This is a genomic window from Enterobacter ludwigii (assembly GCF_001750725.1).
Lineage (GTDB): Bacteria > Pseudomonadota > Gammaproteobacteria > Enterobacterales > Enterobacteriaceae > Enterobacter > Enterobacter ludwigii.
On the sequence record NZ_CP017279.1, the window covers coordinates 3,137,240 to 3,155,931 of the forward strand.

19 protein-coding genes are annotated in these 18,692 nt (G+C 56.5%); 9 read left to right on the forward strand and 10 right to left on the reverse strand.

What is annotated here, in order from left to right; genetic code table 11:
• Positions 1-75: 75 nt before the first annotated feature.
• The gene (rhaD, locus tag BH714_RS14750) at positions 76-906 is read left to right on the forward strand and encodes a rhamnulose-1-phosphate aldolase (RefSeq protein ID WP_014172220.1); all 831 of its coding nucleotides are present in this window, start codon (positions 76-78) and stop codon (positions 904-906) included.
• Between the two features lie 27 nt (positions 907-933).
• Complete coding sequence (gene rhaM, locus BH714_RS14755; RefSeq protein WP_032679248.1) at positions 934-1,248, forward strand: L-rhamnose mutarotase; 315 nt, start codon at positions 934-936, stop codon at positions 1,246-1,248.
• 37 nt (positions 1,249-1,285) lie between these two features.
• On the opposite strand, the gene BH714_RS14760 is transcribed toward rhaM, so the two are convergent.
• From BH714_RS14760 to BH714_RS14775, 4 genes are all read right to left on the reverse strand, one after another.
• Entirely contained in the window at positions 1,286-2,551 is a 1,266-nt protein-coding gene (locus BH714_RS14760; RefSeq protein ID WP_040018294.1) for an MFS transporter, read from the reverse strand.
• Positions 2,552-2,595: 44 nt separating this feature from the next.
• Entirely contained in the window at positions 2,596-4,719 is a 2,124-nt protein-coding gene (locus tag BH714_RS14765; RefSeq protein ID WP_040018295.1) for an alpha-galactosidase, read from the reverse strand.
• Between the two features lie 104 nt (positions 4,720-4,823).
• Positions 4,824-5,819, reverse strand: a complete 996-nt coding sequence (locus BH714_RS14770) for a substrate-binding domain-containing protein (protein ID WP_040018296.1) — start codon at positions 5,817-5,819, stop codon at positions 4,824-4,826.
• A gap of 17 nt (positions 5,820-5,836) precedes the next feature.
• The gene (locus tag BH714_RS14775; RefSeq protein WP_014172225.1) at positions 5,837-6,385 is read right to left on the reverse strand and encodes a helix-turn-helix domain-containing protein; all 549 of its coding nucleotides are present in this window, start codon (positions 6,383-6,385) and stop codon (positions 5,837-5,839) included.
• A 104-nt stretch (positions 6,386-6,489) separates the two neighbouring features.
• Between BH714_RS14775 and BH714_RS14780 the strand changes: the two genes are divergently transcribed.
• Together BH714_RS14780 and BH714_RS14785 are read left to right on the forward strand one after the other, a co-directional pair.
• Positions 6,490-7,149 carry an AzlC family ABC transporter permease gene (locus BH714_RS14780; RefSeq protein WP_040018298.1) on the forward strand — a complete coding sequence of 220 codons (660 nt, stop codon included), beginning with the start codon at positions 6,490-6,492 and terminating at the stop codon, positions 7,147-7,149.
• Positions 7,149-7,472, forward strand: a complete 324-nt coding sequence (locus tag BH714_RS14785) for an AzlD domain-containing protein (RefSeq protein ID WP_040018299.1) — start codon at positions 7,149-7,151, stop codon at positions 7,470-7,472. The genes BH714_RS14780 and BH714_RS14785 overlap by 1 nt, the downstream gene beginning before the upstream one ends.
• A 40-nt stretch (positions 7,473-7,512) precedes the next feature.
• Here the strand turns inward: BH714_RS14785 and BH714_RS14790 are convergent, their stop codons facing one another.
• Together BH714_RS14790 and fdhD are read right to left on the reverse strand one after the other, a co-directional pair.
• The gene (locus tag BH714_RS14790) at positions 7,513-7,725 is read right to left on the reverse strand and encodes a YdgH/BhsA/McbA family protein (RefSeq protein ID WP_008501827.1); all 213 of its coding nucleotides are present in this window, start codon (positions 7,723-7,725) and stop codon (positions 7,513-7,515) included.
• Positions 7,726-7,839: 114 nt separating this feature from the next.
• The gene (fdhD, locus tag BH714_RS14795; protein ID WP_020883973.1) at positions 7,840-8,676 is read right to left on the reverse strand and encodes a formate dehydrogenase accessory sulfurtransferase FdhD; all 837 of its coding nucleotides are present in this window, start codon (positions 8,674-8,676) and stop codon (positions 7,840-7,842) included.
• A gap of 383 nt (positions 8,677-9,059) precedes the next feature.
• Here fdhD and fdnG point away from each other — a divergent pair, with 383 nt between their 5' ends.
• The 5 genes from fdnG to BH714_RS14825 all read left to right on the forward strand — a co-directional run bounded on the left by fdnG (position 9,060) and on the right by BH714_RS14825 (position 15,763).
• Positions 9,060-12,110 (forward strand): formate dehydrogenase-N subunit alpha, encoded by a 3,051-nt coding sequence (fdnG, locus tag BH714_RS14805; protein ID WP_088202997.1) that lies wholly within the window; start codon positions 9,060-9,062, stop codon positions 12,108-12,110.
• A 12-nt stretch (positions 12,111-12,122) separates the two neighbouring features.
• Positions 12,123-13,025: a formate dehydrogenase subunit beta gene (fdxH, locus tag BH714_RS14810; protein ID WP_040018301.1), complete on the forward strand. Its 903-nt coding sequence runs from the start codon at positions 12,123-12,125 to the stop codon at positions 13,023-13,025.
• On the forward strand, positions 13,022-13,657 hold the full coding sequence (fdoI, locus tag BH714_RS14815; RefSeq protein ID WP_014172232.1) for a formate dehydrogenase cytochrome b556 subunit: 636 nt from the start codon (positions 13,022-13,024) through the stop codon (positions 13,655-13,657). Before fdxH ends, fdoI begins: the two co-directional genes overlap by 4 nt.
• Entirely contained in the window at positions 13,654-14,583 is a 930-nt protein-coding gene (gene fdhE / locus BH714_RS14820) for a formate dehydrogenase accessory protein FdhE (RefSeq protein ID WP_040018302.1), read from the forward strand. Before fdoI ends, fdhE begins: the two co-directional genes overlap by 4 nt.
• Before the next feature lie 265 nt (positions 14,584-14,848).
• On the forward strand, positions 14,849-15,763 hold the full coding sequence (locus tag BH714_RS14825) for an alpha/beta hydrolase (protein WP_040018303.1): 915 nt from the start codon (positions 14,849-14,851) through the stop codon (positions 15,761-15,763).
• A gap of 28 nt (positions 15,764-15,791) precedes the next feature.
• On the opposite strand, the gene fabY is transcribed toward BH714_RS14825, so the two are convergent.
• The 4 genes from fabY to yihX are packed head-to-tail and all read right to left on the reverse strand — an operon-like array spanning position 15,792 to position 18,686.
• A complete protein-coding gene (gene fabY, locus BH714_RS14830; RefSeq protein ID WP_020883976.1) occupies positions 15,792-16,733 on the reverse strand; it encodes a fatty acid biosynthesis protein FabY in 942 nt (313 codons plus the stop codon).
• Positions 16,734-16,777: 44 nt separating this feature from the next.
• Positions 16,778-17,215, reverse strand: coding sequence for a D-aminoacyl-tRNA deacylase (gene dtd, locus BH714_RS14835; RefSeq protein ID WP_020883977.1), 438 nt, complete (start codon positions 17,213-17,215; stop codon positions 16,778-16,780).
• Positions 17,212-18,093, reverse strand: a complete 882-nt coding sequence (locus tag BH714_RS14840; protein ID WP_014172237.1) for a virulence factor BrkB family protein — start codon at positions 18,091-18,093, stop codon at positions 17,212-17,214. The genes dtd and BH714_RS14840 overlap by 4 nt, the downstream gene beginning before the upstream one ends.
• Positions 18,087-18,686, reverse strand: a complete 600-nt coding sequence (gene yihX / locus BH714_RS14845; RefSeq protein WP_014172238.1) for a glucose-1-phosphatase — start codon at positions 18,684-18,686, stop codon at positions 18,087-18,089. Before yihX ends, BH714_RS14840 begins: the two co-directional genes overlap by 7 nt.
• Positions 18,687-18,692: the final 6 nt, after the last annotated feature.

An 18,692-nucleotide genomic window follows, 5' to 3' on the forward strand; every position in this document is an offset into this window, starting at 1 on the left:
CTTTTACCCCCTCTCCCACAGGGAGAGGGCCGGGGTGAGGGAAACGCTCACCACGATCACGGGAAATGAAACACTATGCAGACCATCACTAACGCCTGGTTCGTCCAGGGCATGATTAAAGCCACCTCCGACGCCTGGCTGAAAGGCTGGGACGAGCGCAATGGCGGTAACCTGACGCTGCGCCTGGATGATGCCGACATTGAACCGTTCGCCGCCGAGTTCCATCAGAAGCCGCGCTATATCGCCCTGAGCCAGCCAATGCCGCAGCTCGCCAGTACGCCGTTTATCGTCACCGGTTCCGGTAAATTCTTCCGTAACGTGCAACTCGACCCGCAGGCCAACCTCGGGGTGGTGAGAGTGGACAGCGACGGCGCAGGCTATCACATCCTCTGGGGGCTGACGGACGATGCAGTGCCCACGTCTGAACTCCCGGCGCACTTCCTCTCTCACTGTGAGCGTATCAAGGCAACCCACGGCAAAGACCGGGTGATCATGCACTGTCACGCCACTAACCTGATCGCCCTGACCTACGTGCTGGAAAACAGTAGCGATTACCTCACGCGGAAGCTGTGGGAAGGCAGCACCGAATGTCTGGTGGTTTTCCCCGACGGGGTCGGCATTCTGCCGTGGATGGTGCCGGGTACCGACGAAATCGGCCAGGCCACCGCCATCGAAATGCAGTCACACTCCCTGGTGCTGTGGCCGTTCCACGGGGTATTCGGCAGCGGGCCGACGCTCGACGAAACGTTTGGTCTGATTGATACCGCCGAGAAGTCCGCCGAGGTGCTGGTGAAGGTCCTGTCGATGGGCGGCATGAAGCAGACCATTACCCGGGAAGAGCTGATAGCACTCGGTAAACGCTTTGGCGTCACGCCGATGCAGTCGGCACTGGATTTGTACCCATAGCGGCCCGCGAAAGCGGCTGGAGGCATGATGATCCGCAAAGCATTTGTGATGCAGGTGAACCCTGACGCGCACGACGAGTACGCGCGTCGCCATAACCCCATCTGGCCAGAGCTGGAGGCGGTATTAAAAGACCACGGTGCGCACCACTACGCTATCTATCTCGATGAGGCGCGTAACCTGCTGTTTGCGAGCGTTGAAATTGAATCGGAAGCGCGCTGGAACGCGGTGGCAAAGACCGACGTTTGTCAGCGCTGGTGGAAATACATGGGTGAGGTAATGCCCTCGAACCCCGACAATAGCCCGGTGAGTGCCGAACTGAAAGCGGTGTTTTACCTGCCCTAAAGCGTTAACGCTGCCGCATCCGCGGCAGCGTCCTGCGTTAGTTTGCCTCCACCGCAGCGCGGCGCGCCGCAATCTCCTGCTTACTGCTCAGCGTAAAGGCCGAGACCACCGTAATCGCCAGTACAAAACACCCCAGCATCAGGTAGGTCTCCTGGAAACCGATCCGGTCATACATATTCCCGGCGAAAGCAGAGAGGAAAATCGCCGCCGACTGTTTGGAAAACTGGAAGCCAATCAGATAGATAGTGGCCGACAGACGGGTATCGAACACGCCAGTGATGTATTTGAACGCCCCCACCAGCAAGAACGGAACCTCCAGCGCGTGCAGCATCTTCAGGGCAATGACCTCCACCGCGGTGGTGGCGAACGACGAGCCGATAATGCGCGTCGCCATAATCAGCCCGGCAATCAGCAGCGTATTCTTCGCGCCGATACGGTTGATGATCCACGGCGAGCAGAACATGATGATCGCGTTGCAAATTTCCCCCGCCGTAGTGGCAAAACCAAAGGCTCGCGTTCCCTCCTGCGGCGTTGCGAAGAAGGTTTTAAAGAAGGTGGCAAACTGCTGGTCAAAAACGTCATACACGCAGGCCACACCGATGACGTACAGAATGAACATCCACATTCTGCGCTGACGGAACAGGTTAAAGACCGTCCTGGCGGTGATCTGCGGCTGGTTAGCCCCCAGCGCATTCATCACCTGCGCAGTCTGGTTTGGCTTCGGTTTCGCAACCACCAGCAACAGCATCAGCAGCAGCGCAGCCGCTGATCCCATCCAGAAGACATACGACGGGTCGATGCCAAACAGAATACCGCCCGTTGAAGCGCACAGCCCCCAGCCGAGACAGCCGAACATGCGCGCCTTGCCGTATTCAAACACGCTGTTACGGCTCACGCGTTCGATGTAGGCCTCAATTGCGCCTGAACCTGCGGAGAAGACAAAACCGATATACAGACCGCCGCTCAGCGCCCCCAGCCAGATACTGGTTTTCAGCAGTGGCGCAAAGACATACAGGAAGAACGGCGCGAACAGAAACAGCAGCACCGTGATAATCCACAGCAGGTGTTTTTTCAGCCCCAGCTTATCCGAAATGACCCCAAGCACGGGCTGGAAGGCGATGGCCGAAAGCGAGATACAGGAGAATACGATCCCGGTATGGGTTTTGTTCAGGCCGATGACATCCGACAACCAGATCGGCAGAAACGGAAAGCAGGTGGCCATAATGAAGAAGTAGAGAAAGAAGAACAGCCCGAAGATCCAGAAGTTAGGGTTGTCTTTGTGGGTACAGGTTGTTGTGTTCATTATTTTTATCCTCAACGGAGGGCCAGTCTCCCGGCCCATCACCCTTACACGCGTTCAACGCCAATCAGAATGGCGGTTTCCGGGTCCAGAATCGGCAGTGCGATCCCCGCCTGCATCAGCCACTCACCGCTGGCCGTCTGGGACGTTTCCATCCACGCCGGTAGCTTGCGCATGGTGTGCCCGCCCTCACCGGTGAGTCGAATGTTGGGGTGGTCGAGCAGCGTGATGCGGTACTGCGCCTGCGCGTCGAGCCCCGGCATGCGCAGCGGCATCATGAGCGTGTAATCCGGCATGGCCAGTTGGCTGACCATAAACAACCCCTGCGTTTTGTCTTCGCTCACTATACCCTGCGCCAGCGTGCTGGCATCCGGCATATCCACGCGCCACTGGGTACCGTGATGGATGACTTCCCGCCACTGCTTGTGCAGCGCGGCGTAATGGCGATAGCCTTCACGCTCCTGAGCATCGACGGTGAGCGGATCAAGCTCCAGTCCCATATGGCCAAACAGTGCCGTCAGGCCGCGGAAAGCAATGCTGTGCTGGCGGAAGGTGGCGTGACATTTATGATGACCGATATGCGCGCCCATCACTTCCGGCGGGAAGAAGTAGCTCATGCCACGCTGGATGGTATTGCGCTCCAGCGCGTCGTTGTTGTCAGAGGCCCAGAAGCGGTGACTGCGGGTCAGGACTTCATAATCGATTCGCCCGCCGCCCGAGGAGCAGGACTCAAATTCGATGTGCGGAAAACGCTCGCCCAGCACGTCTAACAGACGATAAAACTGCCGCGTCTGCGCATCCGCGGCGGCTTTGCCGTGGTGCCCGGGCTGTACCAGTTCGCGGTTCATATCCCACTTAACGTAGTCGATGGCATGTTCGCCCAGCAGCCAGCTCATGCGCTCGACCAGATAATCAAAAGCCTGCGGAATATTCAGGTTGAGCACCAGTTGATGACGGCCCGTTGCCTGGGTGTAGCCCGGCAGCGCCAGCACCCAGTCGGGATGGGCGCGATACAGATCCGAGTCCGGGTTAATCATCTCCGGCTCAATCCAGATACCAAATTCCATGCCGCGCTTTTTCACATGGTTAATCACCGGCGTCAGCCCGTCCGGGTATTTTTTCTCGTCCAGGTACCAGTCACCCAGCGCCGCGTGGTCATCGTTACGGCCTTTGAACCAGCCGTCGTCGATGATAAAACGCTCTACGCCCAGCGCCGCAGCCTCATCGGCCATGCGCATGATGTACGCCGGGTCATGGCTGAAGTAGATCCCCTCCCAGGTATTGAGATGTACCGGGCGCGGTTTGTTTTCAGGGAAGCGGATAACGTTCTCGCGCAGATACCGGTGGAACGACTGGCTCATGCCGTTCAGACCCCGTGCGGAGTAGCTCGCATACAGGCGTGGTGTCCAGAGCGTTTCCCCCTCTTCAATCGCCATTTCTCCCGGCAGGTAGAGGGCTTCGGCCTGCAGATAGCGGCGTCCGTCGGTTTTGACTTCCGCACGCAGGCGGTGGTTGCCGCTCCAGCCCAGATGCACGCCCCAGACGTCGCCGTGCATTTCGTTAAATGAGGACGTACCGGCGATCAGCGCCGGGAAGTGTTCGTGAGAGGTCCTGCCGCGGCGGTTTTCAATCACAACGCTGTCGTGTTCAAGCTTCACGCGATGCGGCTGGAACTCACGGATCCAGCGTCCGTGGAACGCCATCACGTCCTGCGCGCGTTCAGCGACCGGTAGCGTCACGGCGAAACGATCAACCTGCCACGCCTGCGCCCGCAGGTTAGTTAAACCGTGACGCACCACCAGAACCCCGCTTGCATCCAGTGCCAGCTCGCTGGTCAGACGCAACCCGGCATGTTCATCTTCCGCCGTTAACGTCAGGGTTTGCCCCTCGTGCTGCACATGGGTGGTCTTAAAGACAGGCGACCCGTCCAGCCCCTGGCGGTGCCCTTCAATACCGGGCGAACCAAACAGACCGTGTCCCAGCTCCGCCATCAGCGTCACCGGGGCGTCAACGTCGAGCCTGCCGTTCGCCACCGGACGAGCAAGACTTACCACATCTTGCGGTGAAAAGTGGTGAAGGTGCGGCCCCCAGTAGAGAATTTCGGCGAACGGGTGCGTGGTAATCACCAGGTCAACCGCCTTACTTTCGAGTCGAAAAATGGAATCGTGCATCAGACCTCTCCTGTCATCGGGATGATCTGAGTGTTGATCCGAAACGTTTCGGATACAAACCAAAACGTTTCGGATCTGTGATCGGCTTTGGAATTTTGCTGTGTTTAGGCCGTCTGGCCCGGGAAGAACTCTGGCTGCCAGAGCACCTGAAGCTGAGCGATATCGTCGCCGTTAATCAACTGACGCACCATGTCAGCGATCTGTTTCCCGACGCCCTGGCGGGTGGACTGAATAACCGCCGCCACATCAACATCGACAATGCTGTCCTGCGGTAAGCCGTCGTAAACCACCAGCGAAACGGCGTTTTCACCGCAGAGAAGACCCCGCTGCGCCAGCGCCATGGCCGCGCCGTCGCCGTGAGTGTTGCAGTCGGTAATGATGGCCGTGGGGGGCTGCGGCAGGGAGAGAAGTTCATTCGTCGTGGCGTAACCCACGCGGCGCGAAGGCGGCATGGCGCACAGCCATTCGCTGGATAACCCGGCTTCGCGTAGCGCATCCAGATAACCCTGGCGGCGCTGGGTGATGAAGGCCTGATTGTTGCTTTCACCCAGCAAGGCGATGCGGCGATGCCCCTTTTCAATCAGCCAGCGGGTGGCATTGTACGTGCCGGCATAGTTGTCGAAATCAAACCACGCATAGGGCTGCGGCAGTTGGCTGCGCCCGAGCGCGAGAAAGGGAAAACCGGCGGCCTGAAGCTGTTCCAGCCGCGGGTCATGATCCAGCGTGTGCGCCACAATCAGCGCATCCACGCGACGACTTTGCACCATACGCATATAGCTGTGCTTATCCGCCAGATCGTCATCGGCAATCAGCAGGAGATCGATTTCATGTCGCGCCAGTTCGTGGCTAATTTCGCCGACCATGTCCATAAAGACGCTGTTATTGAGCGGAACAGGATGCACCGGAAAAACCAGACCCACGGCGTCGATTTTGCCCATCTTCAGGCGACGCGCGAAGGTGTTTGGCCGGTAGCCACGGCGCTGAGCCTCCGCTTCGACGCGGGCGCGCGTCTCGCGGGAGACATCGTCATACCCGTTAAGGGCGCGGCTAACGGTGGTAACAGACAGCCCCAGTTCTTTGGCAATGGCTTTAAGCGACATGATTTTCCGTATCTGCGTTAATTTTGTTCAGCCACCAGAAGCGCGTGCGTATCCGGCTCCAGGGCCTTAAAGATATGCGGCTGGTCAGCGGGATAGCAAATGTAATCCCCCGGGCCAAGCTCTTCCGCCGCGTCGATCAGACCAACCAGCGCTCTACCCTGCGTCACAATAATATGCTCCACTGAGCCTGCCGGATGTGGCTGAGAAATGCGGTCGGCACCCGGCTGGGTGAGTAACAGGTAGATGTCACGACGCGCGCCCGGCGGGCACGCCGCCAGCAAAATGGCTTCATAATTGGCCTGTCCGGCAACCACCTTCGTTCCTTCTCCACGGCGGATCACCTGAGTGGTCGGCTGCTGCGGTTCAAGCAAACGGGCAAAAGGAATGTCCAGCGCCACACAGAGTGACCAGAGCGTCTCCAGGCTGGGATTCCCGTTGCCGGACTCCAGCTGCGACAGCGTGGATTTAGCGATCCCGGCACGGCGCGCGATTTCCGCCAGTGAAAGTCCGGTTCGCAGGCGTTCTCGCACCAGACTTTTAGCGATCACGCTGATTGGCTGCGTCATAAAAACGGCCCCTTTGTTCTATAAATCGAACGAATCGTTCGTCTTGAAAAACGATTCTGATGCGTTCATTATAATGGAAATACGTTCGATATGGCTAAAATTGTATGAAGCATCATCTCTCAATCCTGAAAGGCGACACGATAAAAGCAATCATCCTGGTGTGTCTCGCGGTAGGCGTCGTCGGGATGTCCTATGGTTCGCTGGCAATGGCCTACGGTTTCCCGGTCTGGGTCCCGTTTTTACTCTCCATTACCGTGCTGGCGGGTGCCTCTGAATTTATGTTTATCGGCATTGTGGCAAGCGGCGGTAACCCTCTGGCAGCGGCGGCTGCCGGATTACTGGTTAATGCACGTCATGTACCGTTTGGAGTGACGGTGCGTGAACTGGTGGGTAAACGTGGCCTGAGTTTTCTGGGTTGCCACATTATGAACGACGAAAGCGTGGTGTTCGGGTTGTCGCAAAAAACGCCCGAACAGCGTAAGGCGGCATACTGGTTATGCGGTTTAGGCGTGGCGATCGTCTGGCCGCTGGGTACATTGCTGGGCACCATGGTTGGCAAACTGTTGCCGGACCTTGAAACCATCGGGCTGGATGCGGTATTCCCGGCGATTTTACTGGCGTTAGTGGTGCCGGCTTTTAAAAATCGCACTACCCTGATCCGCGCCTGCAGCGGTGCTGCATTGTCACTGGCCGCCGTGCCGTTTGCCCCGGTGGGTTTACCGGTTCTGCTCTCTTTACTGGGTCTTGCTGCGAGGAAAAAATAATGGGGAATATGACGGTCTTTATTCTCGGTATCGCCGTGCTTTCCGTGGGAACCTATTTAATGCGTCTCGGCGGGGCAAAACTCGGCAACCGACTGGCGCTGTCAGACCGCTCTCAGGCTCTGCTTTCAGATGCGGCAACGGTTTTGCTGTTTTCCGTCGCGCTGGCGACCACCTTCTATGAAGGTGAGCATTTTGCCGGTATGGCGCGCGTACTGGGCGTGGCGTTTGCAGTGTTTCTGGCATGGCGAAAAATGCCGTTAATTGTGGTGATCGTGGCGGCAGCGGTCGTGACTGCAATGCTGCGCCTGGCGGGTATCCAATAAAAAAAGCGCCCCTGGGGCGCTCTTTCGACGGTGTGGCAGCTTATTTGTTCAGTTCAGCGGTCATGTGTACGCGGTTACCCGTAAACGCCTGCGTAATTTTGTAAGATGACGCGCCCGCTTCCTGAGCCTGTGCAGCAATTTTCGCTTCTGCGCCATCAATGGTAGAGGCGGTTGCGGTCACAGTCTGTGCAGCGAAAGAACCGAAAGACGTAGCCAGAGCGATTACTGCGACAAAAGTTTTGATGCTTTTCATGATATAAACCCTTTCAATTAGTTGTTTGTTTAAGGCACCGTGCCTTGATGAGATAAATAGTAGACCTCATCATGAACAACTAAAAGCGGAAGGATTTGCTATTCTTTTTCAAATTTACTGATTAACTATTAAACGCTGCGGATGGGTATAAATCGTCGCCCTTCCCGGCTTACAGAACCCCACCAGCGTCAGATTACAGCGCTCCGCCACTTCCACCGCCAGCGTGGTCGCGGCCGATACGGCAAAAAGGATTTCAACGCCGCACATCGCCGACTTTTGCACCATCTCGTAGCTGGCGCGGCTGGAGACCAGTGCCGCCCCCTGCTGCCAGAGGTCGCTTTCGCGCGCCCGGCGGCCCATCAGTTTATCCAGCGCCACATGGCGGCCGACATCCTCATGCCCCCCGGCAATATCGCCCGATGGCAGAACCCATGCCGCCGCATGCGTGCATCCGCTCAGCTGGCCGACAGGTTGCACGTCATTCAGATGTTCAAGGGCATGGTCGAGATGGGCCAGATTGAAAGTCTGGGTAAACGGCAGAGGTGCGACAGGCTTACCGATATCATTGAGCTGCTCTACCCCGCAAACCCCACATCCGGTACGCCCGGCCAGCGCGCGTCGCCGCTCTTTGAGCCCCATAAAGCGGCGGCTTGAGAGTTCGATTTGCACTTCAAGGCCGTTGCAGGCCTTCACCACATCCATGCCGTAAATTTCTTGCGGGTGCTCAATGATGCCTTCCGAGAGGGAAAAACCAATCGCAAACAGCTCCAGATCTTTGGGCGAGGCCATCATCACCACATGGGAAATACCGTTGTAAACCAGAGCAACGGGCACTTCCTCCGCCAGAAAATCAGGCGTGGTGTGGGTAATGTGGGGCGGTCTGTGTACCGACAGTTCCACGATACCGGCAGGCAGTGGCGACGAGTGGGTAACACGGTTTTGTTTAGACACAGCGGTATTCCTGAACAACCACGGAGGTGAGCCTGCTATTGCATCACAAACCGCAGGCCATACGCATAGTATGGATCAACTTTTCAGCACCCATCCTCATCAAGTTTACCTACTCATTTGGGAGAGGCGCAACCGAGGCGGTGATACAGCCCTTTAACATGCCGGGGCAATAATGTGACTCATATCACACTTTATAATCAACACAGTGATAATACGTTCACTTTGTATTAACGCCATTGGAACAGGCGTACCGACATTGTGGTATTCTGATGATATCCCTCGTAGAACTGAGGGATTAACGCAAATTTTTCTCCTTTGCGGTCACTGTTCAACCGCGAAGTCAAAACTACATATGTAAGCAATGTCGAAACAAGGAGTGACCCATGCAGGTCAGCAGAAGGCAGTTCTTTAAGATCTGCGCTGGCGGTATGGCAGGCACCACGGCGGCGGCACTGGGTTTTGCACCCGGTGTAGCGCTGGCGGAGACGCGGCAATATAAACTGCTGCGCACCCGTGAAACCCGTAATACCTGTACGTACTGCTCTGTCGGTTGCGGGCTGTTGATGTATAGCCTCGGCGACGGTGCTAAAAACGCCAAAGCGTCTATCTTCCATATCGAAGGTGACCCGGACCATCCGGTCAACCGCGGCGCGCTGTGCCCGAAAGGTGCCGGCCTGGTTGACTTTATCCACTCCGAAAGCCGCCTGAAATTCCCTGAATATCGTGCGCCAGGTTCCGATAAATGGCAGCAAATCAGCTGGGAAGACGCATTTGACCGCATCGCTAAACTGATTAAAGAAGACCGCGATGCCAACTTTATTGCGAAGAACGCTGAAGGCGTCACCGTCAACCGCTGGCTCTCCACCGGGATGCTGTGTGCGTCTGCTTCCAGTAACGAAACCGGCTATTTAACCCAGAAATTTACGCGTGCACTCGGTATGCTCGCGGTCGACAACCAGGCGCGTGTCTGACACGGACCAACGGTAGCAAGTCTTGCTCCAACATTTGGTCGCGGTGCGATGACCAACCACTGGGTCGACATCAAGAACGCCAACCTTATTGTGGTGATGGGCGGTAACGCCGCTGAAGCGCACCCTGTCGGGTTCCGCTGGGCGATGGAAGCCAAAATCCACAACGGTGCGAAACTGATTGTGATCGATCCCCGCTTTACGCGTACTGCGTCAGTGGCGGATTTCTACACCCCTATTCGTTCAGGTACTGACATCACTTTCCTGTCAGGCGTATTGCTGTACCTGATGACCAACGAAAAATATAACCGCGAATACACCGAAGCCTATACCAACGCCAGCCTGATCGTGCGTGAGGATTACCACTTCGAAGATGGACTGTTCAGCGGTTATGACGCCGAAAAACGCAAATACGACAAGACCAGCTGGAACTATGAGCTGGACGAGAAAGGCTTTGCGAAGCGTGATACGACGCTGCAGCATCCGCGCTGCGTGTGGAACCTGCTGAAAGAGCACGTTTCCCGCTACACGCCGGACGTTGTCGAAAACATCTGTGGTACGCCGAAGGAAGACTTCCTGAAGGTGTGCGAGCTTATCGCCGAAACCAGCGCGAAAGACAAAACGGCGTCGTTCCTCTACGCGCTCGGCTGGACCCAACACTCTGTCGGCGCGCAGAACATCCGTACCATGGCGATGGTACAGCTGCTGCTCGGCAACATGGGGATGGCTGGCGGCGGCGTGAACGCCCTGCGTGGTCACTCCAACATTCAGGGTCTGACCGACCTTGGTCTGCTGTCTCAAAGCCTGCCAGGTTACATGAACCTGCCAAGCGAAAAACAGACCGACCTGCAAACCTACCTCACAGCCAGTACGCCTAAACCGCTGCTCGAAGGTCAGGTGAACTACTGGGGCAACTATCCGAAGTTCTTCGTCTCGATGATGAAAGCCTTCTTCGGTGACAAAGCGACAGCGGAAAACAGCTGGGGCTTTGACTGGCTGCCGAAGTGGGACAAAGGTTACGACGTTCTGCAGTACTTCGAGATGATGCATCAGGGCAAGGTGAATGGCTATCTGTGCCAGGGCTTTAACCCGGTCGCCTCATTCCCGAACAAGAACAAGGTTGTTGAATCGCTGTCGAAACTGAAGTTCCTGGTGACGATTGACCCACTCAACACCGAGACGTCGACCTTCTGGCAGAACCACGGTGAGTCGAATGACGTTGACCCATCGAAGATTCAGACTGAAGTGTTCCGTCTGCCTTCTACCTGCTTCGCGGAAGAGAACGGTTCCATCGTGAACTCTGGCCGCTGGCTGCAGTGGCACTGGAAAGGTGCGGACGCCCCGGGCATCGCCATGAACGACGGCGAGATCCTGGCCGGTATCTTCTTACGCCTGCGTAAGATGTATGCGGCGGAAGGCGGTGCGAACCCGGAACCGGTGCTGAACATGACCTGGAACTACTCGACGCCGGAAAACCCAGCGCCGGAAGAAGTGGCGATGGAGAGCAACGGTAAAGCGCTGGCAGATGTTATCGACCCGGCCACCGGGACGGTGCTGGCGAAGAAAGGCGATCAGCTCAGTACCTTCGCGCACCTGCGTGATGACGGCACGACCGCCAGTGGCTGCTGGATCTTTGCCGGTAGCTGGACGCCGAAAGGTAACCAGATGGCCAACCGCGATAATGCTGACCCGTCAGGCCTCGGCAATACGCTGGGCTGGGCCTGGGCATGGCCGCTGAACCGCCGCATTCTCTACAACCGTGCTTCCGCTGACCCGCAGGGTAATCCGTGGGATCCGAAGCGTCAGTTGCTGAAATGGGACGGCGCGAAATGGGGCGGTGTGGATATTCCGGACTACAGTACTGCCCCTCCAGGCAGCGATGTCGGGCCGTTTATCATGCAGCCTGAAGGGATGGGACGCCTGTTTGCTATCGATAAGATGGCGGAAGGGCCATTCCCGGAACACTACGAGCCGTTTGAGACGCCGCTGGGCACCAACCCGCTGCACCCGAACGTGGTCTCTAACCCGGCAGCCCGCATCTTTAAGGGCGATTTCGACGCGCTGGGTAAAAAAGACAAGTTCCCGTATGTGGGCACCACTTACCGTCTGACCGAACACTTCCACTACTGGACCAAGCACGCGCTGCTTAACGCTATCGCGCAGCCGGAACAGTTTGTGGAGATCGGCGAGAAGCTGGCGAACAAGCTCGGCATTGCCCATGGCGATACCGTGAAGGTCTCTTCTAACCGTGGCTACATCAAGGCCAAGGCGGTGGTGACCAAGCGTATTCGCACGCTGAACGTTCACGGTCAGCAGGTGGATACCATCGGTATTCCGATTCACTGGGGTTATGAGGGCGTGGCGAAGAAAGGGTTCATTGCGAACACCCTGACGCCGTTCGTCGGTGATGCGAACACGCAGACGCCGGAGTTTAAGGCCTTCCTCGTGAACGTGGAAAAGGTGTAACGGAGACGACTTATGGCTTATCAATCTCAAGACATTATCCGTCGTTCCGCGACTAACGGTTTCACGCCCGCGCCTCAGGCGCGGGACCACCAGCAGGAAGTGGCGAAGCTTATCGACGTGACCACCTGTATCGGCTGTAAAGCCTGCCAGGTGGCCTGTTCTGAGTGGAACGACCTCCGTGATGAAGTGGGTCACAACGTCGGGGTGTACGACAACCCGGCTGACCTGACCGCCAAGTCCTGGACGGTGATGCGTTTCTCGGAAGTGGAACAGAACGACAAACTGGAATGGCTTATCCGCAAAGATGGCTGTATGCACTGTGCGGATCCGGGCTGCCTGAAGGCATGTCCGTCAGAAGGGGCTATCATTCAGTATGCTAACGGTATCGTCGACTTCCAGTCCGAGCAGTGCATTGGCTGCGGCTACTGCATAGCGGGCTGCCCGTTCGATGTCCCTCGCATGAACCCGGAAGACAACCGCGTCTACAAATGCACGCTGTGCGTAGACCGCGTAAACGTCGGCCAGGAGCCTGCGTGCGTGAAAACCTGTCCGACGGGCGCTATCCACTTTGGTTCCAAAGAGGATATGAAAACGCTGGCGGCTGAACGCGTGAGCGAACTGAAAACCCGTGGCTACGACAACGCAGGCCTGTACGATCCGGCCGGCGTGGGCGGCACGCACGTGATGTATGTGCTGCACCACGCAGACAAGCCGAATCTGTATCACGGCCTGCCGGAGAACCCGGAAATCAGCGCGACCGTGAAGTTCTGGAAAGGCATCTGGAAACCGCTGGCAGCGGTGGGTTTTGCTGCCACCTTCGCAGCGAGCATCTTCCACTATGTCGGTGTTGGTCCGAACCGCGCGGAAGAGGAAGACGACAACCTGCATGAAGAGAAAGACGAGGTGCGCAAATGAAAAAACGTGACACCATCGTGCGCTATACCGCGCCGGAACGCATTAACCACTGGGTCACCGCCTTCTGCTTCATGCTGGCGGCGATAAGCGGGCTGGGGTTCTTCTTCCCCTCCTTCAACTGGCTGATGCAGATCATGGGGACACCACAGCTGGCGCGTATACTGCACCCGTTTGTTGGCGTCATCATGTTCGCGTCGTTCATCATCATGTTTTTCCGATACTGGCACCATAACCTAATCAATCGGGATGATATCTTTTGGGCGAAGAATATTCGTAAGATCGTCGTCAACGAGGAAGTGGGTGATACCGGGCGTTATAACTTCGGCCAGAAGTGCGTATTCTGGGCGGCGATTATCTTCCTGGTCCTGTTGCTGGTGAGCGGCGTGATCATCTGGCGTCCGTATTTTGCGCCTGCTTTCTCAATCCCGGTGATCCGATTCGCGCTGATGCTGCATTCATTTGCCGCAGTGGCGTTAATTGTGGTTATCATGGTGCATATTTACGCCGCCCTTTGGGTGAAAGGCACCATTACCGCGATGGTGGAAGGCTGGGTAACCAGTACGTGGGCGAAGAAACATCACCCGCGCTGGTACCGAGAGGTCCGCCAGAAACAGGAAAAGTCATCTGAATGAGTATTCGCATAATCCCGCAAGATGAGCTGGGTTCGAGCGAGAAACGCACGGCGGAATATATTCCGCCGTTGTTATTCCCCAGACTCAAGAACCTCTATAACCGCCGCGCAGAGCGTCTGCGCGAGCTGGCAGAGAACAACCCACTGGGTGATTTTCTGCGTTTTGCCGCGCTGGTTGCCCATGCGCAGGAAGTGGTGCTGTACGACCACCCGCTGCAAATTGACCTGACCGCGCGCATCAAAGAGGCCAGCGAGCAGGGTAAGCCTCCGCTGGATATCCACGTTCTGCCGCGCGATAAGCACTGGCATACGCTGCTGCACTCCCTGATTGCCGAGCTGAAACCCGAGATGAGCGGTACCGCGCTGGCGGTCATTGAGAATCTGGAAAAAGCCTCCGATCAGGAGCTGGAAGAGATGGCGAGCGCGCTGTTTGCGTCCGATTTCTCCCTGGTCAGCAGCGACAAAGCGCCGTTCATCTGGGCAGCGTTGTCGCTTTACTGGGCGCAAATGGCCAGCCTGATCCCGGGTAAAGCCCGTGCCGAATACGGTGAAGCGCGTCAATTCTGCCCGGTATGCGGCTCAATGCCGGTGTCCAGCATGGTGCAGATCGGTACCACTCAGGGGCTGCGTTATCTGCACTGCAACCTGTGTGAAACCGAGTGGCACGTGGTGCGCATTAAATGCAGCAACTGCGAGCAGACGCGCGATCTCAACTACTGGTCGCTGGAAAATGAAGACGCGGCGGTCAAAGCTGAAAGCTGCGGCGACTGCGGTACCTACCTGAAGATCCTTTATCAGGAAAAAGACCCGAAAGTCGAAGCCGTCGCCGACGATCTCGCCTCGCTGATTCTGGACGCCAAAATGGAGCAAGAGGGCTTTGCCCGCAGCTCTATTAACCCGTTCCTGTTCCCGGGTGAAGGGGAGTAATCCCCACTCACAGTGCCGGGCAACGTTGGTTTGCCCGGCCTGTATCTGGTTGACTGAAACATCCTCGCCTTCCTCTCGCATATCTTCCAGCATCACTGTTCAGGCAAACTACACGTGCGTTATTCAGGACTAAAGCCAAATTTAACATCCATGTTTACTTTTGCGAGCCGCTTTCCAGAATCGTTTTCAGCCTCATTTTCCCTGTTTCACTCGACAGCAAACTGAGTTATAACACTGTATATTCATACAGATTAAAGGGACCCACATGGCACTCGAAAAAGGGATTGATACGCTGGTTCAGGCGTTCATCGCAGCAGGACGCCCTTCTGCGCGTAGCCAAAGTATTGATGACCGGAGAGCAGGCTATATTGCCAGCACAGCGCTTGCCGGTGAGAGAGAAACGCGCGTTGACGTAGAAACGCTGAACCTCGAAGGCATCACATATCGCGTCTTCTCTCCGCCAGATGCTGCTGAAAAGCTGCCGACCGTTATCTACTACCACGGGGGATGCTTTATCAGCGGCGGCTTCGATACTCACGATAATCAACTGCGCCAGTTAGCGTTTTATGGCAACTGCCGCGTCATTGCGATCCAGTACAGACTTGCTCCTGAACATACCTACCCTGCCGCCCATGATGATGCAGAAAGAGGCGCACATCTGGTCTGGCAATACGCGGATATGTTTGGTGTGGATAAAAACCGTATCACCCTGTGCGGGGACAGCGCGGGAGGCCATCTGGCACTGGTGACTGCCCTGCGGCTCACGTCTTCCGGACTCTGGCAGCCTGCGCAGCTCATTCTTATCTACCCGATGCTGGATGCCACGGCCTATTTTGAAAGTTATACCCGTAACGGCGCGGATTACGTCATCACCCGCGATACGCTGCTGAGCGGATATGAGCTCTATCTGGCCAACACGGAACGCCAGCATCCTGAAGCGAGCCCGCTCTGGCGAAAGGATTTTAGCGGCCTGCCTCCCGTGCACATCATTACTGCCGAGTTTGATCCGCTTTGCGACGAAGGTGAGGCGCTATATCAGCGCCTGACTGAGCAAGGCGTCACGTGTACGGCTCAGCGGTGGCTGGGGGTTATCCATGGATTTTTCCAGCTTGGCGGGGTCAGCCCGTCTGCGCGCGATCTTCTGAGGGATATTGCCAGACGGATCGGCGCGGGGAATTAGCCCGGCAATCATGCCGGGACGACGGAGCCTACTCTTCTTCGTTTCCACCCTCTTCAAACGCGCCAAACGGCTTCGCAGGAAGAACGATGTAGGTACCTTCAAAGACGGCACCCGGCGTTTCATCGCCGAACAGCTCAACGCGCATCTGTACGCGCGCTTTACGCCCGCGCGCCAGGCGGTCGAGATCGCCCCCGAGTGCGCCAAGATCGGCAACGGCGCTCGGCTTACCACTGATCGGCGCGCTGTAACGTATGTGGGCATCGGCCAGAATAATGGTGCCGCCAAGATGGCGTTCGCGGAGCATCAGCCAGATAAGCCCCCAGCCGGTCAGCGTGGCGAGTGAAAACAGGCTGCCGGCAAACAGGGTGTGATGGGGGTTCTGATTGCCGATTTCCGGCATGGTGGTAATGAATTTTTGCCCGGTGTACTGCTGAATACGCACGCCCATTTTTTCACTCAGGGGAATGTGCTGATACCAGGCCTGCTGGAGCTGCCCACACCAGTCGGCGCGATGGAGAATATCATCCAGCGTAGCGATGGGTTTGATCATCAAAAAGTGACGAATCGGCGTGGTTTGCGGGGCGGTGATTTCCCCCTGGTTAACAAAACCGAGTTTGGCGAAGAATTCGACGGCGTCTTCGCGGGCGCTACAGGTGACGCGCTTAACCCCTTCCTGACGGGCGACGGACTCAAGAGTCATCGCCATCAAGGTGCCGAGGCCTTTATCCTGCACGGAAGGATGAACCGCCATAAAGCGGATTGAAGCTTCGTTATCGGCATTGATGTACAAACGCCCGACGGCGACGAGGTTACCCTCTTCGTCCATCACCATCTGGTGATGGGCCATCGCATCCCAGGCGTCGCGCTCAGACCCTTTTGGCTGATGTAATGGCTTGCGTAACATTTCCCAGCGGAACTGGTAATAGGCTTCTAACTCTTCTTCCGTTTGCGGTACTCGAAGGTGATACATAGCTGTACTCTCTCTTGTTACCCGCGGCCACGCCGCCAGTTGGCTCATACCTGGAGCCAGAATGTGACGGGGCCATCGTTCACCAGCGATACCTGCATATCTGCAGCGAATCGTCCGGTTTGCGTATTCATGTCCTGTTGACGACAACGCGCCACAAAGTACTCGTAAAGGGCTTCTGCACGATCCGGTGCGGCACCTTTAGAGAAACCCGGGCGCATGCCGCGCTCGGTATCGGCCGCCAGCGTAAACTGGGAGACCACCAGCACGCTGCCACCCGCCTGCTGAACGTTCAGGTTCATCTTACCTTCCGCATCGCTGAAAATGCGGTAGCCCAGCACGCGCTCGCATAAGCGGTTGGCTTTCTGTTCGTCATCATCCTTTTCGACACCTAACAACACTAAAAGTCCTGGGCCAATTTCACCCGTCACCTCTCCCTCCACGGTGACGCTGGCACGGGTTACGCGCTGTATCAATGCAATCATGGTTGGTCTGCTTCTTGTTGTTTTTCAGCTTCTGCTGCTTTTTTAAGTTCGCGGTATACGCCGAGAGTGACAGTTATTTCGGCACCAAGCAAGACGATACACCAGGTCCAGTAGACCCAGACAAATAAAATGGGGATCACCGCCAGCACGCCGTAAATCAGCTGATAAGACGGGAACATGGTGATGTAAAGGGCAAACCCTTTTTTGCCCAGTTCAAAGAGCAATGCCGCGACCAGCGCGCCCACGACCGCATCGCGGTTAGGCACGCGCGTGGTCGGTACCACGCTGTACAGCAGCCAGAAAGAGAGCCACGATAAAATCAGCGGGAAGATACGCAACAGGTTATCGATAACGCCGTTGAGATCGCTGGCCCAGCGCAGCGAAAGCAGATACGAACTGATAGCCAGACTCGCTCCGGCCAGCAAGGGCCCCAGCGTTAAGATCATCCAGTACACCGCAAAGGAATAAACCTTGGGCCGCGCCTTTTTACTCCGCCAGATGGCATTCAGCGCGTTATCTATGGCGTACATCAATAACAGCGCCGTGACGATCAGGCCACACGCCCCGACCGCCGTCATTTTGCTGGAGTTAGCGACAAACTGTTCAATGTAGTTCTGTATGACATCCCCGGTGGCGGGAATAAAATTCGCAAAGACAAAGTGGCGAAGCTGCAGGCTGACATCTGCAAACATCGGAAAAGCGGAAAATAGCGCAAAAATGACGGCCACCAGCGGCACAAGCGAGAGCAATGACACGTAGGCGAGGTTACCCGCCAGCGTGGTCATGTTGTCCTCATCAATGCGATGCCAGAGCAGTTTCAGCCACGCCCTGAGCGGACGAGTATGATGCGTGGCTTTTTGATGAACGGTTTTTAGCATAACTGCTTCGCAAAATAGTTTGGTATCGTCTCCTTTCCGGTCACCAGAATTGACGTGATACCCAACTGGTTAGCTCCCTCTATATTATCGGCATTGTCGTCGAAAAAGACCGCATCAGCCGCGGTAAATCCTTCCGCCTGCAGAACCGCCTGATAGATACGCGCTTCGGGTTTACGCATCCCCATCTCCTGGGAGAGGTAGATTTTATCGGCCGCCGCCTGCACCTCAGGATACTCGTCAGGCCAGAACGTGGTATGCAGACGGTTAGTATTCGACAGCACCACAACCCGATGCCCCTGCTCGCGGAGTTTATGCATAATGGCGATCACGTCAGGGCGGATCGCGACGAACACTGCCTGCCAGCCATGGGAAAACTGCTCGTAACTTAACGGCACATCCATTTCATGACACAGACGTTCAGCAAATTCTTCATCGCTAATTTCGCCGCGCTCGTGCTGATGGAAAGTCTCGCCCATGGCGAAACTCTGCTTTAACGTCGCCAGCGGGACACGGCTAAAGTCGCTCCATGCGCCCAGCACCCGATTAAAATCGATATCGACGATTACATTTCCTAAGTCAAAGATATAAAGCATTTTTTA

Excerpts from the sequence above, each read along its gene's own strand:
- BH714_RS14840 (WP_014172237.1), bottom strand. The coding sequence starts at position 18,093 with ATGCTAAAAACCGTTCATCAAAAAGCCACGCATCATACTCGTCCGCTC.
- yihX (WP_014172238.1), bottom strand. The coding sequence starts at position 18,686 with ATGCTTTATATCTTTGACTTAGGAAATGTAATCGTCGATATCGATTTT.
- BH714_RS14765 (WP_040018295.1), bottom strand. The coding sequence starts at position 4,719 with ATGCACGATTCCATTTTTCGACTCGAAAGTAAGGCGGTTGACCTGGTG.
- fdoI (WP_014172232.1), top strand. The coding sequence starts at position 13,022 with ATGAAAAAACGTGACACCATCGTGCGCTATACCGCGCCGGAACGCATT.
- BH714_RS14785 (WP_040018299.1), top strand. The coding sequence starts at position 7,149 with ATGGGGAATATGACGGTCTTTATTCTCGGTATCGCCGTGCTTTCCGTG.
- BH714_RS14825 (WP_040018303.1), top strand. The coding sequence starts at position 14,849 with ATGGCACTCGAAAAAGGGATTGATACGCTGGTTCAGGCGTTCATCGCA.
- BH714_RS14770 (WP_040018296.1), bottom strand. The coding sequence starts at position 5,819 with ATGTCGCTTAAAGCCATTGCCAAAGAACTGGGGCTGTCTGTTACCACC.
- fdhE (WP_040018302.1), top strand. The coding sequence starts at position 13,654 with ATGAGTATTCGCATAATCCCGCAAGATGAGCTGGGTTCGAGCGAGAAA.
- fdxH (WP_040018301.1), top strand. The coding sequence starts at position 12,123 with ATGGCTTATCAATCTCAAGACATTATCCGTCGTTCCGCGACTAACGGT.
- BH714_RS14760 (WP_040018294.1), bottom strand. The coding sequence starts at position 2,551 with ATGAACACAACAACCTGTACCCACAAAGACAACCCTAACTTCTGGATC.
- BH714_RS14775 (WP_014172225.1), bottom strand. The coding sequence starts at position 6,385 with ATGACGCAGCCAATCAGCGTGATCGCTAAAAGTCTGGTGCGAGAACGC.
- rhaD (WP_014172220.1), top strand. The coding sequence starts at position 76 with ATGCAGACCATCACTAACGCCTGGTTCGTCCAGGGCATGATTAAAGCC.
- fabY (WP_020883976.1), bottom strand. The coding sequence starts at position 16,733 with ATGTATCACCTTCGAGTACCGCAAACGGAAGAAGAGTTAGAAGCCTAT.
- BH714_RS14780 (WP_040018298.1), top strand. The coding sequence starts at position 6,490 with ATGAAGCATCATCTCTCAATCCTGAAAGGCGACACGATAAAAGCAATC.
- BH714_RS14790 (WP_008501827.1), bottom strand. The coding sequence starts at position 7,725 with ATGAAAAGCATCAAAACTTTTGTCGCAGTAATCGCTCTGGCTACGTCT.
- rhaM (WP_032679248.1), top strand. The coding sequence starts at position 934 with ATGATCCGCAAAGCATTTGTGATGCAGGTGAACCCTGACGCGCACGAC.
- dtd (WP_020883977.1), bottom strand. The coding sequence starts at position 17,215 with ATGATTGCATTGATACAGCGCGTAACCCGTGCCAGCGTCACCGTGGAG.